General features: G+C 67.8%; 13 protein-coding genes. 7 read left to right on the forward strand and 6 right to left on the reverse strand.

The genetic code is table 11. The features are described from left to right. Nucleotides 1-20: 20 nt before the first annotated feature. Nucleotides 21-1130: a class I SAM-dependent methyltransferase gene (locus AC1KAR_RS15165; protein ID WP_480319119.1), complete on the reverse strand. Its 1110-nt coding sequence runs from the start codon at nt 1128-1130 to the stop codon at nt 21-23. A gap of 20 nt (nt 1131-1150) precedes the next feature. Between AC1KAR_RS15165 and AC1KAR_RS15170 the strand changes: the two genes are divergently transcribed. The 4 genes from AC1KAR_RS15170 to AC1KAR_RS15185 are packed head-to-tail and all read left to right on the forward strand — an operon-like array spanning nt 1151 to nt 3974. After that, nucleotides 1151-1930 (forward strand): SDR family oxidoreductase, encoded by a 780-nt coding sequence (locus tag AC1KAR_RS15170; protein ID WP_480319121.1) that lies wholly within the window; start codon nt 1151-1153, stop codon nt 1928-1930. 1 nt (nt 1931) lies between these two features. Then, on the forward strand, nt 1932-2330 hold the full coding sequence (locus tag AC1KAR_RS15175) for a dihydroneopterin aldolase (protein WP_480319123.1): 399 nt from the start codon (nt 1932-1934) through the stop codon (nt 2328-2330). A gap of 50 nt (nt 2331-2380) precedes the next feature. Beyond that, complete coding sequence (gene ttcA / locus AC1KAR_RS15180; protein WP_480319440.1) at nt 2381-3283, forward strand: tRNA 2-thiocytidine(32) synthetase TtcA; 903 nt, start codon at nt 2381-2383, stop codon at nt 3281-3283. 28 nt (nt 3284-3311) lie between these two features. Then, on the forward strand, nt 3312-3974 hold the full coding sequence (locus AC1KAR_RS15185) for a DUF4136 domain-containing protein (RefSeq protein WP_480319125.1): 663 nt from the start codon (nt 3312-3314) through the stop codon (nt 3972-3974). 31 nt (nt 3975-4005) lie between these two features. On the opposite strand, the gene AC1KAR_RS15190 is transcribed toward AC1KAR_RS15185, so the two are convergent. After that, the gene (locus tag AC1KAR_RS15190) at nt 4006-4887 is read right to left on the reverse strand and encodes a DUF6279 family lipoprotein (RefSeq protein ID WP_480319127.1); all 882 of its coding nucleotides are present in this window, start codon (nt 4885-4887) and stop codon (nt 4006-4008) included. Between AC1KAR_RS15190 and glmU the strand changes: the two genes are divergently transcribed. Beyond that, nucleotides 4886-6259, forward strand: a complete 1374-nt coding sequence (gene glmU / locus AC1KAR_RS15195) for a bifunctional UDP-N-acetylglucosamine diphosphorylase/glucosamine-1-phosphate N-acetyltransferase GlmU (protein ID WP_480319129.1) — start codon at nt 4886-4888, stop codon at nt 6257-6259. The genes AC1KAR_RS15190 and glmU overlap by 2 nt on opposite strands. Before the next feature lie 30 nt (nt 6260-6289). Here glmU and AC1KAR_RS15200 read toward each other — a convergent pair whose 3' ends face one another. The 4 genes from AC1KAR_RS15200 to tsaB are packed head-to-tail and all read right to left on the reverse strand — an operon-like array spanning nt 6290 to nt 10783. Next, complete coding sequence (locus AC1KAR_RS15200; RefSeq protein WP_480319131.1) at nt 6290-8695, reverse strand: sensor domain-containing protein; 2406 nt, start codon at nt 8693-8695, stop codon at nt 6290-6292. A 58-nt stretch (nt 8696-8753) separates the two neighbouring features. Continuing rightward, a complete protein-coding gene (locus AC1KAR_RS15205) occupies nt 8754-9545 on the reverse strand; it encodes a uracil-DNA glycosylase (protein WP_480319133.1) in 792 nt (263 codons plus the stop codon). After that, nucleotides 9532-10056 carry a ribosomal protein S18-alanine N-acetyltransferase gene (rimI, locus tag AC1KAR_RS15210; RefSeq protein ID WP_480319135.1) on the reverse strand — a complete coding sequence of 175 codons (525 nt, stop codon included), beginning with the start codon at nt 10054-10056 and terminating at the stop codon, nt 9532-9534. The genes AC1KAR_RS15205 and rimI overlap by 14 nt, the downstream gene beginning before the upstream one ends. A gap of 10 nt (nt 10057-10066) precedes the next feature. Then, nucleotides 10067-10783 (reverse strand): tRNA (adenosine(37)-N6)-threonylcarbamoyltransferase complex dimerization subunit type 1 TsaB, encoded by a 717-nt coding sequence (gene tsaB, locus AC1KAR_RS15215; RefSeq protein WP_480319137.1) that lies wholly within the window; start codon nt 10781-10783, stop codon nt 10067-10069. A gap of 42 nt (nt 10784-10825) precedes the next feature. Between tsaB and dacB the strand changes: the two genes are divergently transcribed. Continuing rightward, a complete protein-coding gene (gene dacB / locus AC1KAR_RS15220; RefSeq protein WP_480319139.1) occupies nt 10826-12334 on the forward strand; it encodes a D-alanyl-D-alanine carboxypeptidase/D-alanyl-D-alanine endopeptidase in 1509 nt (502 codons plus the stop codon). Continuing rightward, nucleotides 12331-12618 (forward strand): SemiSWEET transporter, encoded by a 288-nt coding sequence (locus AC1KAR_RS15225; RefSeq protein ID WP_480319141.1) that lies wholly within the window; start codon nt 12331-12333, stop codon nt 12616-12618. Before dacB ends, AC1KAR_RS15225 begins: the two co-directional genes overlap by 4 nt. Nucleotides 12619-12630 lie beyond the last annotated feature (12 nt).

The raw sequence follows: 12630 nt of genomic DNA on the forward strand, positions 1-12630 counted from the left end.
CGCTTTCATCGTTGCAGCCTTCACAGCCGGTGCGTCCGGTCGCCCTCGGCAAAGCCGAGCGGGTGGGCCATGAAGGCCGCGTCGCAGCCGCGCGCCAGGCCGATCACCTTGAACAGCTCGCCCATCTCGTGCTCGTTGACGAGCTTTTGCGCATGCGCCACCGTGGGCAGGTCGGCGCCCTGCAGCAGTTCGGTCAGCCCGCAGTTCAAGAGAAACCGCGCCTGCGAGCTGTAACCCAGCACGTCGAGCCCCGCGTTCTGCGCGGCGAGCGCAATGCCGGTGAAATTGACGTGCGCGGTGATGTCCTTCTCGCCCACGTCGACCAGCGGGTCGGTGTCGGCCACGTGGGCGCGGTGGCACATCAGCGTGCCGCCGTGGCGCTGCGGGTGGTAGTACTCGGCCTCGGGGAAGCCGTAGTCGATGAAGAAGGCCGCGCCGCGCTCCAGCCGATCGGCCAGCGTGGCGACAAAGGCCTCGGCCTGCGGGTGCACCTCGGTCACGGTGCCGGGCAGGTACGGCCCGTCGTGCGGCGGCCGCAGCGTGGTCGAGCGATCGGTCCAGACGAAGCGTTCGCCGTCGACCACGACACCACGCTCCTGCCATTGCGCGCCATCGAAATGCAGCAGTTGCACCGGCATGGCGTCGAGCACCTCGTTGCCGACCACCACACCGCTGAAGGCTTCGGGCAAGCTGTCGATCCACTGCACCGTGGCACCGAAACGCGCCAGCCGCTCGCGCTGCCGCTCGCGCAGGCTGCCGGAGAGATCGACGATGGTGTAACGCGTGACCCGTGCGCCGAGCGCATCGAGCAGCTGTTCGGCCAGTGCGCCGGAGCCAGCACCGAACTCCCACACCTCGCCGCTGCCGCTGGCCTGCAGCGCCTGCGCCACCTGGCGCGAGAGCGTGTTGCCGAACAGCGGCGACAGCTCGGGCGCGGTGACGAAGTCGCTGCCCGATGCGGGCATCAGGCCGAACTTGCGGCTGCCGTGGGCGTAGTAGCCCAGGCCCGGCGCGTAGAGGGCCATCGCCATGAAGCGATCGAAAGGGATCCACCCACCCTGAGCGGCAATGGCCCGTCGGATCAGGCTGGACAGGGCGCCCGATACACTGGCGGACTCGTTGGAAAGCATCCGCGCATTGTAGGAAGAGCATGTCTGCGCGCCCCGTCGCCCTCGTCACCGGCGCAGCCCGTCGCCTGGGCCGCGAGATTGCACTCGACCTGGCAGCGCATGGCTTCGACGTGGCCATCCATTACCGGCGCTCGCACGACGAGGCCGAGGCCACGGTGGCCGCGGCCCGAAGCGCCGGCGCGCAGTCGGCCGCGTTCGCTGCCGAGCTGTCCGACGAAGCGGCCTGCCGCGCGCTGGTGCCGGCGGTGGTGGCGCACTTCGGGCGGCTCGATGCGGTGGTCAACAGCGCCTCGACCTTCGAGTACGACGACGCCAAGCGCTTCAGCATGGCCACGATGGACCTGCACTGGCGCGCCAACACCGCACCGGCGGTGTTGCTGTCCACCGCACTGCACGATCACCTCGCGGCGGCGGGCCGCCAGGGCTGCGTGGTCAACCTGCTCGACCAGAAGCTCTTCAACCCCAACCCCGATCACTTCTCGTACACGCTATCGAAAGCCGCACTGCAGGCCGCGACCGTGATGCTGGCCCAGGCGCTCGCACCCACCCTGCGCGTGTGCGGCGTGGCCCCGGGCGTCACACTCCCGTCCGGCCCCATGAGCGCGGCCGAATTCGCGCAGGCGCACCGGCTCACGCCGCTGCAGCGCTCGTCCACGCCGGCCGACGTGGCGCACGCGGTGCGCTTCCTGATCGAATCGCCCGCGATCACCGGCACCACGCTGCTGGTCGATGGCGGCCAGCACCTGCAGGCGCAACCCCGCGATGTGATGTTCATCGCCAACCCCGACAAGAAAGCCTGACATGCAGAGCCTGCTTGGCCACACCGATCTCAGAGACTGCCGCCGCCTCTTCTTGCGCAACTACGAGGTGTGGATCAACATCGGCGTGCACGACTACGAAAAGCGCGGCGAGCAGCGCGTGCTGATCAATGTGGACCTGTACATCCCGCTGGCGGTGTCCACGCCGCAGAACGACGAGCTGGAAGAAGTGGTCGACTACGACTTCATGCGCCGCAGCATCGGCGTGCGCGTCAAGCAGGGGCATGTCCACCTGCAAGAGACGCTGTGCGACGACGTGCTGGCGCTGATGCTGGCCCACCCACGAGTTAAGGCCGCGCGGGTCTCGACCGAAAAGCCCGATGTGTACCCCGACTGCGACGCGGTCGGTTGTGAAGTCTTTGGAATCAAGGAAGTGGTGTGATGGGTGCGGTACTGCAAGACAACGTGCAAGGCGACAACGTGCAAGGCGACATGCAAGGCGACGAGCTGGCCAAGAAGGCCGCGTTCGAGATCAACAAGCTGAGCAAGCGTCTGCATCGCCAGGTGGGCCAGGCGATCGTGGACTTCAACATGATCGAGAACGGCGACAAGGTGATGGTCTGCGTGAGCGGCGGCAAGGACAGCTACGCGCTGCTCGACATCCTGCTCAACCTGCAGCAGCGCGCGCCGATCACCTTCGAGCTGATTGCCGTCAACCTCGACCAGAAGCAGCCCGGCTTCCCCGAGCACGTGCTGCCCGAGTACCTGAAGTCGCGCGGCGTGCCCTTCCACATCGAGAACCAGGACACGTACAGCATCGTCAAGCGCCTGGTGCCCGAGGGCAAGACCATGTGCAGCCTGTGCTCGCGCCTGCGCCGCGGCATCCTCTACCGCGTGGCGGGCGAGCTGGGCGCGACCAAGATCGCGCTCGGCCACCACCGCGACGACATGATCCAGACGCTGTTCATGAACATGTTCTTCGGCAGCAAGATGAAGGGCATGCCGCCCAAGCTGGTCAGCGACGACGGCAAGAACATCGTGATCCGCCCGCTGGCCTATGTGGCCGAGACGGACCTCGAGCGCTGGGCCGCGCACCGCGCGTTCCCCATCATCCCGTGCACCCTGTGCGGCAGCCAGGACAACCTGCAGCGCGTGCAGATCAAGCAGATGCTGCGCGACTGGGACAAGCGATTCCCCGGCCGCATCGACAACCTCTACACCGCGATGGGCAACATCGTGCCTTCGCACATGATGGACCGGAACCTCTACGACTTCGTGGGGATCAAAACCACCGGCCAGCCCGAACCGGGCGGCGACATCGCTTTCGACGACGACGAGGGCTGTGCACCGCCCGCCGCGCCGGCCGACGCTGCGGTGATCAAGCTGCAGCGCTGACCACCACGCCCCGCGGGAGACCCGATCGATGCGCCTGCTGACCGCCCTGCTGCTGAGCCTGGCCACGCTGCTCACCGGCTGCGCCGCGCTGAACGCCATCGACAGCGAGGTGGTGACCTACAGCAAGTGGCCGCAAGGCCGCGCACCCGGCAGCTACGCCTTCGAGCGCCTACCTTCTCAACAGGCACGCGCTCCGGAGCAGCAGCAGCTCGAATCCATTGCCCGCACGGCGCTGATCGCCGCGGGCTTTCGCGAGGCGAGCGACGGGCAAAGCGCCGACGTCACCGTGCAACTGGGCCTGCGCATTTCGCGCTCCGACCCATACCCCTACTACAACGACCCCTTCATGTGGCGCGGCGGCTTCTACGGCCCGTATTGGCGCGGCGGCGCGCGGCCCTATTACTGGGGCGCGTATGGCGGCGGGCCTTTCTGGGGCCCCTACTGGGGCGGCGGCGTCTGGGGCGCCGGCTACCCCTTCATGTACGACACACCGCGCTACGACCGCGAGGTGGCCTTGCTATTCCGGGACCGCAAGAGCAACGAGCCCCTCTACGAGGTGCATGCCTCAAATGATGGGTTGAACGCCGGCAGCGACCGGCTGACAGCCGCGATGTTCTTGGCCGCGCTCAAGGACTTCCCGTACGCCGGGCCCAGCCCGCGCTCCGTGACGATCCAGCTGCCGTCGCAGTGAACGAGGCGCAGGCTCTGGCCGCGAGCCTCGCTCAGCGCGTCGCCTCAGCCGCCAGCGCCCGTGCGTCGTCTTCCCACGACTTGAGCTTCTTCACCGCGTAGGCACGCTGCTCGCGGCTCGTGCTGTTGTGCAGCTGCGCGCTGACCTGGCAGTTGTACTGCGTCAACCTGGCCTGGTAGGTGGCATAGACCTCGCGCGGTGAGCGCTGCACGTTGCGCACCAGCATGCGCAGGGCCGCCAAGGTCTGATCGGCCGATGCCTTCTCGTTGACGATGCGGCGCAACGTGCGCAAGGCATCCTGCTGGCGCTGCATGCGCTCTTCGAGCCAGAGCTGCGGGTCGAAGGGTGAGGCCGCGATGGCGCGCTTGAGCATCCCTACCTGCGCCTCGCTCAGGCTGCCATAGATCATCTCGGCGCGCTCCACCGCGCGGTCGAGCGACTTCTCGGCCCGCTCGGCGGCGTCGGCCTGGAGGTAGTCGCTGCGGAACTCGGCATTGACCTTCGCGTACTTGCGCTCGATGTGCGCCACCTGCTGCAGCGTCAGGCTCTGCACCGTTTCCACCGCAGCGGGCAACGCGCGGTCGAGCATGGGGTCGATGCGGCTTTGCAGCTCGTCGTTCAGGCGGCACACCTGCGCGGCCGTGATCGGTTCAGCGGCGAGCGACTCCATTCGCACAAGGAGTTGCGCGTAGTCGGGCAGCTGGGTCGCGCGATGCCACCGGAACCAGCCCTCCAGTGCATCGCGCAGGCGGGGCGTCTGCTGCTCGTTGAAGTCGGCGTAGCCATCGAGCCACCAATACGCGAGTTCGGGCCCCTGGCCGTAGGCGAAGCGGGTCGCCCCACACCCGGACAGCACGCTGGCGGCAGCGAGCAGCGCACCGATAATCCATAGCTTCCAGAGAGGACGTTTCATGGCGCTCGACATCGTGATCATGGCCGCGGGCAAAGGCACCCGCATGAAATCCAGGCTGCCCAAGGTCCTGCATACGCTGGCCGGGCGCAGCCTATTGCAGCACGTGCTGCAGACCGCGTCCACGTTGGGGGCGGATCGCATCATCACCATCACCGGCCACGGGGCCGATCAGGTCGAAGCCGCCGTGCAGGCGCCGCACCTGCAGTTCGTGCGCCAGATGCCGCAACTCGGCACCGGCCACGCGGTGCAGCAGGCCATGCCGGCGCTGCACGACGAAGGCACCACGCTGATCCTGAACGGCGACGTGCCGCTGATCGGCGCCGACACCGCACGCGCGCTCGTGCAGGCCAGCGGCGGCACGAGGCTCGCGCTGCTCACCATCGACCTGGCCGACCCGAGCGGCTACGGCCGCATCGTTCGCCAGGGTGATGCCGTGCAGGCGATCGTGGAGCACAAGGACGCGACACCCGCGCAGCGCGAGATCCGCGAGGTCTACACCGGCATGATGGCGGTGCCCACGGCGGCGCTGAAGCGCTGGCTTTCCTCGTTGAAGAACGACAACGCCCAGGGCGAGTACTACCTGACCGACATCGTGGCCATGGCCGTGGCCGATGGGACCCCGGTGGTCGCCGCGCAGCCCCGCAGCGAAACCGAAGTGCTGGGCGTCAACAGCCCCGTGCAGCTCGCTGACCTGGAGCGCCGCCACCAGAAGACGCTCGCCGATGCCCAGATGGAGGCTGGTGTGCGCCTGGCCGACCCGGCGCGCTTCGATCTGCGCGGCACGCTGCAATGCGGCAGCGATGTGGAGATCGATGTCGGCTGCGTCTTCGAGGGAGAGGTGACGCTGGGCGACGACGTGCGCATCGGTGCGCACTGCGTCATCCGCAACGCACGCATCGGCAGCGGCGTGGTGATCCACCCGATGACGCACATCGACGGCGGCAAGGAAGGCGTGACGGTCGGCGCCGGGTCGCTGATCGGCCCCTTCGCACGGCTGCGGCCGGGGGCCGCACTCGGCGCCGAGGTGCACATCGGCAACTTCGTCGAGGTCAAGAACTCCACGCTGGCCGACGGCGCCAAGGCCAACCACCTCGCCTACCTGGGCGATGCCACCGTGGGCGAGCGCGTGAACTACGGCGCCGGCAGCATCACCGCCAACTACGACGGCGCGAACAAGCACCGCACCGTGATCGGCAACGACGTGCATGTCGGCAGCAACTGCGTGCTGGTGGCACCCGTCACGCTGGGCGATGGCGCGACCATCGGCGGCGGGTCGACCATCAGCAAGAACGTGCCAGCGGGCGACCTCGCCGTGGCGCGCGGCAAGCAGATATCGATCTCGGGCTGGCAGCGCCCCGCCAAGAAGAAGTAAGCACGTCGGGGCAGCTTCAGCGCGTCGTCATCAGCGCCGCGCCTGCGCCCAGCGCAGAAACTCCTCCAGCGGCAGCGCCGGGCTGATGTACAGGCCCTGCAGCTCGTCGCAATCGAGCAGCGTCAGGAAGGCGCGCTGCGCCTCGGTCTCGACGCCTTCGGCGATCACCGACAGCCCCAGGCCACGCGCCATTTGCACGATGGCCCGCGCAATCGCCGCCGAGTCGTGCTCGCCGGGCAGGCCGAGCACGAAGGATCGGTCGATCTTCATCTTGTCGATCGGCAGCTCCTTGAGGTGCGCGAGCGACGAGTAGCCGGTGCCGAAATCGTCGACCGAGATGCGGATGCCCAGTGCCTTGAGTTCGCGCAGCTTGCGTCGCACCTCGGGCAGGTCATCCATCAGCATGCGCTCGGTGAGCTCCAGCTCGATCAGATCGCCGGCCACCCCCTCTTCTTCCAGCATCTGCTCGATCAGCGCGGTAAACCCGCTGGTCTGGAACTGCACGGTCGAGAGGTTGACAGCCACCGGCACGCCGGTGATGCCCGCGCTGCGCAACGTGGCGGCGGCGCGCGCCGCTTCGCGCAGCACCCACTGGCCGATCGGGAGCATGAGGCGCTGCTGCTCGGCCAAGGGGATGAAGGAATCGGGTTGCAGCAATCCGCGCTCTGGGTGGTTCCAGCGGATCAACGCTTCAGCGCCCACCAGCACGCCATCGCGCGAGCGCAGCTGCGGCTGGAAGTGCAGGACGAACTCGCCCCGATCCAGCGCCTGCACCATCTGGCTTTCCAGCACCAGCGCCTCGTAGGCGGAGCTCGCCATTTCGGAGGTGAAGAACTGGTAGTTGGCGCGGCCCCGCTTCTTGGCGAGGTACATCGCCGTATCGGCGTTCTTGATGAGTTCGTCCGCCGTCGTGCCGTCGTGCGGAAACATCGAGATGCCGATCGACGGCGTGACCGAGATCAACCGGCCGTCGGCGTTGACGGGCTGCTCGATGGCCGTCAGGAGCTTTTGCGCCACCTCTTCGACGTCCATGCGTTGCAGCGTGCGCGGCAACAGCACGATGAACTCGTCGCCACCGAAGCGCGCCACCACGTCGGTGGTGCGCAGCGTCTCGGTGATTCTCCGGCCGAGCGTTTGCAGCAAGGTGTCGCCCACCAGGTGCCCGAGCGAATCGTTGACGCGCTTGAAGTGATCGAAGTCGATGAACAGCAAGGCCACCTGAGAATCATTGCGGCGCGCCGCAGCGATCATGTGGTCGAGCTGCTCCATCAGGCTGAGCCGGTTGGGCAGGCCGGTGAGCGCATCGTTGTGCGCCATGTGGCGGATGTGCTCCTGCGCCGCCAGGCGATCGCGGATGTCGCGGATGATGCTCATGCGCATGCGCTCGCCATGGTGCTCGATGGTGCGCACGATGTACTCAATAGGCACGCGCGTGCCGTCCCGGTGGAGGATGGCGCTTTCGTAGGTGCTCTCCAGGCCGGCCTCCATCACGGCGGCCACCTTGGCCATCTGCTCGGGCGGCACGAAGTCGAAGACATGGCGGCCGATCAATTCGTCGAGCGTGTAGCCGACGAGCTTGCACAGCGGCTCGTTCGCATCGGTGAGGTAGCCCCCCTTGTGGAACAGCATGCCTTCCACGCTGGCGTGCATGAACTTGGCGAGCCTGTCCTCGGATTCGCGCACCGATTGCTCGGCCAGACGGTGCTTGGTGATGTCGGTGATCAGCACGAAGGCGGCCACCAGGGAGCCGTCGGGGCCCACATGCGGGATGAGGTTCACCTCCAGCCAGTGCGGGTTGCCCTCCGCATCGCGCAGGTCGCGCTCGTACGAGATGGCCTTGCGTTCGGCCATCAGGTAGTCGACGTAGGGCTGGATCACCGCCGCCGCCTCCTTGCCGATGATCTCGGCGAAGGTCAGGCCGATGACGGTGTGTTCGTCGAACCCGAAGGTGCGCGCATACAGCTTGTTGGCGAACAGGCAGCGAAAGCTGCCCGCCTCGAAGTACGAGATCAGCACCGGCACGTTGTCGGCCAGCAGCTGGAACTGATCGGCACGGGCGCGCGCCGACAACTCCGACAGGCGCGATGCCGTGACATCGCTCAGCACGCACACATACGCATCTTGCTCGGGCAGCCAGCGTGCGCTGCAATCGAGCCAGGCATCGGCCCAGCTCGTGCTGCGCGAGCGGGGCAAGCGCAGGTTGAGGGCGAAATCGGCCCGCCCGACCAGCGCCGCTTCCAGCGCGGCGGCCGAGTCACCACTCAAGACATCGGGCAGCTTCAGCCCGGCATCGGTGTTGTGCGAGAGCTGTGTGAAATCGGTGAAGGCCTGATTGCTGCGGAGCAGCACGCCTTCGGTCGACAGCCAGGCCAGCATGCATGGCAAGGCGTCCGCGTCGGGCAGAGCTGTGGCTTGCGGCTTGGGGGACTGAGGCATGACAGGGCGCGAAGGAGCGCGGAGCGAGCGGGCATGATAGCCGCGCTCGTCTGGGGCTTTAGCCTGCCCGGCGCGCCATCACCTCGCGTGCGAGACACAGGTCATCCCATGCGCGCGCCTTGTCTTCCGGGTTGCGCAGCAGGTAGGCCGGGTGGTAGGTCACGATCAACGGCACGCCCTGGTAGCTGTGTTCGCGGCCCCGCAAGCGGCCGATGGGCTCGTCGCTGCGCAGCAGGCTTTGCACCGCGAACCGCCCCATCGCAAGGATGATGCGCGGCTGCACCAGTTCGACCTGCCGGATCAGGTAGGGCTCGCATTGCGCCAGCTCCGCAGGCTCGGGATTGCGGTTGCCCGGCGGACGGCACTTGAGTGTGTTGGCGATGTAGACCTGTGATTCGGGCGCGGCATCACCGCGCGTGAGCCCCACGGCACGCAGCATGTTGTCGAGCAACTGACCCGACTTGCCAACGAAGGGCTCACCCTGCCGGTCTTCCTGCTCGCCGGGCGCTTCGCCCACGATCATCCAGTGCGCCCGCTCGTTGCCCACGCCGAACACGGTCTGTCGCCGGCTGCTGCACAGGGCGCAGGCCGTGCAGCCCGCCACTGCCTCGCGCAGCTGCGGCCAACCCATGTGTTCGATGCCAACCGGGCGCGTGCCAGGCTCGGACTTGGCTGGGGTGTCAGCGGGGCGCGCAGATGCCGGTTCGGCCACAGCGGGCGCCGGCGCGGCGTGATCGATCACCATGGCATCCGCGGCGTGGGGTGCAGGCTCGTTCGCGCCTTCGGCGCGGTTCCAGACCCGGATGCCCATCTCACCCAGCATCGCGATCTGGCGTTCAGTCCAGCCCATCAGACGCTCCGTGTTCGTTCGATCGGGTATCAGCGAGTGAAAGACTCATCACCACCGCGTCTTCACGGCCGTTCACATGGGTGCCGCGCGAGGCCGGGTAGTACCCGCGGCGAAGGCCGACATGTGCATACCCATAGCGCTCATAGATCGCGCGTGCGCGCAGGTTGGTTTCGCGCACCTCAAGCCAGATCTGCAGCGCCCGTTTGCCCCGCCCCAGCGCGCACAACTCGTCGAGCATGAATCGCGCATGGCCCTGCCCTTGTGCGGCTGGCTCCACCGTGATGTTGAGCAGATGAATCTCGTCCACGCCCTCCATCGCGACGAAATAGCCCAGCATTTCGCCTTGCTCGCCATACAGCACTTGAGCCGGGTAGCCGGCGGCCATCGAATCGATGAAGTTGCCGCGTGTCCACGGGAATGCGTATGCCCGCACCTCGATGGCGAGAACCGCATCGAGCTGCTTCATGGTCATGGGCAGCAGCAGGCGCTCGTCGCGCAGCACGGCACTCATCGCTGACCTCTCATGCCGCCGCCTCTTTCGCCAGACGGATCGCCTCGCGCTCGGCGGTCGTCTGCGCGACCTTGTCGCGCAGGTAGATCGGCAACGCGTGCGCAGCATCGACCTGCACCCCATCGGCCCAAAGCTGCAGAGCCACGTCGGCGAGCGCCGTGGCGCGCGACTGCGTTTGCGAGATTCGCCGCGCGCTCCCCAGATGCAATCGATCGCCGAATGCCTCGAGCGCCGAGCCGGTCACGAGCGAAGGCGGCGTGACCTGCCAGCAGGCGTTGAGCGCCTCGACGGCGTAGAGAGCGGGCGCGCTCACCACCCGCCAGCGTGCGCCTTGCCACGCGTACGCGCCGGCGTAGATCTCGTCCATGCGCGCGTCCATCGCCACCCAGACCAGGTCGTTCGCCGCAGCCTGGTTGCGTGCGTCTTGCGCCATCAGCATCAGGCTGTCGACCGGCACCACCGGTTTGCCGGCGCCAAAGGCCAGGCCTTGTGCCACCGAACAGGCGGTGCGCAAGCCGGTGAAGGCCCCGGGGCCGGCGCCAAAGGCGATGGCATCGAGTTCGCCCAACCGGCAACCGGCCTCGGCCAGCAGGGCCAGCACATCCGGGATCAGCCGCGACGACGCCTGCGCACCACCCACCGCTTCACGCACCAGCACCCCCTGCGGCAGCCGCAGCGCGATGCTCATCGCGTCGGTCGAGGTGTCGAATGCCAGCAGCTTGCCCATGGGGCCGAGTCTACCGGCCGAGGTGCGTGCGATCATCTCGGCATGCCTCTCTACCCCGTCTTGCGCACGCATATCTGCGCTGCCAGTCTGTGCCTGTTGCTGCCAGGTGCGGTGGCTCTGGCGAACACCCTGCCCGCCGACGTCGAGGCTGCGCTGCAACGCGCCAAGGTGCCGCGCGAGTCCATGGTGGTGCTGGCCCAGGAGGTGGGCGCACGGGTGCCCATGATCTCGTGGCAGCCGCAGGTGCCGGTGAACCCGGCCTCGCTGATGAAGCTCGTCACGACCACTGCCGCGCTGGACCTGCTCGGCCCCGCATGGAGCTGGCAGACGCCTGTGTGGCTGCAGGGCAGCACGCAGAACGGCGTGCTCGACGGCAACCTCGTGATCAAGGGCAGTGGAGACCCCAAGCTCGTGCAGGAGCGGCTGTGGCTGGCGCTGCGGCGCGTGCAGCAACTGGGCGTGCGCGAGATCCGCGGCGACATCGTGATCGACCGCAGTGCGTTCGCCCTGCCCGCGCACGACGCCGCCGCGTTCGACAACGAGCCCTATCGGCCGTCCAACGCCGGGGCGGATGCCCTGCTGATCAACTACAAGTCGGTGCTCCTGACCTTCACGCCCGACCTCGCACGCAACGTCGCCATCGTGTCGAGCGAGCCACCGCTGGCGGGCGTGAAGGTCGATGCGACCGTGCCGCTGGCGCGCGGCGTGTGCGACGACTGGCGCGGCGCGCTCGCGCCCGAGTTCACCGACCCGCAACGCATCCGCTTCACCGGGAGCTACCGCATGAGCTGCGGCGAGCGGCAATGGCCGCTGGCCTACGCCGACCCCGCGAGCTACACCGCCCGCGTGCTCGCCGGCCTGTGGCGCGAGATGGGCGGGCGCCTGACCGGTCGCGTGCGCGAAGGCGTGGCACCGGCCGAGCCACCGAGCTTCGAGCTGAGTTCGCCACCGCTGGCCGAGGTGATCCGCGACATCAACAAGTTCAGCAACAACGTGATGGCGCAGCAGCTGTTCCTCACGCTCGGTCTCACGCAGCGCAACAGCGGCACGCCCGATCAAGCGCGCGACGTACTGCGGATGTGGCTGGCCGAACGCCTGGGTGAAAACCCGGCGGGGATCGTCATCGACAACGGTTCCGGTCTGTCGCGCGAGACCCGCCTGACGGCGCAACTGCTGGCTCGGCTCCTGCAGGCCGCCTACGCGGGGCCGTCGATGTCCGAGTTGATGAGTTCGCTGCCGGTCACAGGCATCGACGGCACCATGCGCCGAGCGCGCACGGTGGCAGTCGGGCGCGCGCACCTCAAGACGGGATCGCTGCGCGACGTGGTCGGCGTTGCCGGCTACGTGCTGAGCTTCGGCGGGCGGCGCTACGTGCTGGTGGCCCTCATCAACCACCCGAACGCCAACGCGGCGCGGCCGGCCCTCGAAGCGCTGGTGCAGACCGTGGCCAACGATTCGGCGCCGCCTGCGGAGCCGATGCCGGTTTTGTTCCCGCCACCCGTCGCCACCACGACCTTGCCTGCCGCGCCACCCAGCCCCACCCGGCCATGACCACGTACTTCGACTGGCTCGGTTACCTGGCCGCGTCTCTCACCACCGGCTCGTTCGCGTTTCAGGCCTGGCACACCGTGCGCACCCGCGACGTGAGCGGCATCTCGCTGGGCATGTACAGCGCCTTCACGCTGGGCGTGGCGCTGTGGCTGGCTTATGGTGTGGCCTTGCGTTCGTGGCCGATCACGCTGGCCAATGCCATCACGCTGGTACTGGCGGCGAGCATCCTCGCGATGAAGATTGCGATCGAGGCGCGCGCCGCGCCTCGCCGACCGCTGCGCTGATCGTCGTGCGCG

It is taken from the genome of Piscinibacter sp. PDB1-1 (genome assembly GCF_056675995.1).

What these genes read in the sequence shown, in the direction of transcription:
- AC1KAR_RS15190 (WP_480319127.1), bottom strand. Translation starts at nt 4,887, where the DNA reads ATGAAACGTCCTCTCTGGAAGCTATGGATTATCGGTGCGCTGCTCGCT.
- AC1KAR_RS15170 (WP_480319121.1), top strand. Translation starts at nt 1,151, where the DNA reads ATGTCTGCGCGCCCCGTCGCCCTCGTCACCGGCGCAGCCCGTCGCCTG.
- tsaB (WP_480319137.1), bottom strand. Translation starts at nt 10,783, where the DNA reads ATGGGCAAGCTGCTGGCATTCGACACCTCGACCGACGCGATGAGCATC.
- AC1KAR_RS15225 (WP_480319141.1), top strand. Translation starts at nt 12,331, where the DNA reads ATGACCACGTACTTCGACTGGCTCGGTTACCTGGCCGCGTCTCTCACC.
- ttcA (WP_480319440.1), top strand. Translation starts at nt 2,381, where the DNA reads ATGCAAGGCGACGAGCTGGCCAAGAAGGCCGCGTTCGAGATCAACAAG.
- glmU (WP_480319129.1), top strand. Translation starts at nt 4,886, where the DNA reads ATGGCGCTCGACATCGTGATCATGGCCGCGGGCAAAGGCACCCGCATG.
- AC1KAR_RS15175 (WP_480319123.1), top strand. Translation starts at nt 1,932, where the DNA reads ATGCAGAGCCTGCTTGGCCACACCGATCTCAGAGACTGCCGCCGCCTC.
- dacB (WP_480319139.1), top strand. Translation starts at nt 10,826, where the DNA reads ATGCCTCTCTACCCCGTCTTGCGCACGCATATCTGCGCTGCCAGTCTG.
- AC1KAR_RS15205 (WP_480319133.1), bottom strand. Translation starts at nt 9,545, where the DNA reads ATGGGCTGGACTGAACGCCAGATCGCGATGCTGGGTGAGATGGGCATC.
- AC1KAR_RS15200 (WP_480319131.1), bottom strand. Translation starts at nt 8,695, where the DNA reads ATGCCTCAGTCCCCCAAGCCGCAAGCCACAGCTCTGCCCGACGCGGAC.
- AC1KAR_RS15185 (WP_480319125.1), top strand. Translation starts at nt 3,312, where the DNA reads ATGCGCCTGCTGACCGCCCTGCTGCTGAGCCTGGCCACGCTGCTCACC.
- AC1KAR_RS15165 (WP_480319119.1), bottom strand. Translation starts at nt 1,130, where the DNA reads ATGCTTTCCAACGAGTCCGCCAGTGTATCGGGCGCCCTGTCCAGCCTG.
- rimI (WP_480319135.1), bottom strand. Translation starts at nt 10,056, where the DNA reads ATGAGTGCCGTGCTGCGCGACGAGCGCCTGCTGCTGCCCATGACCATG.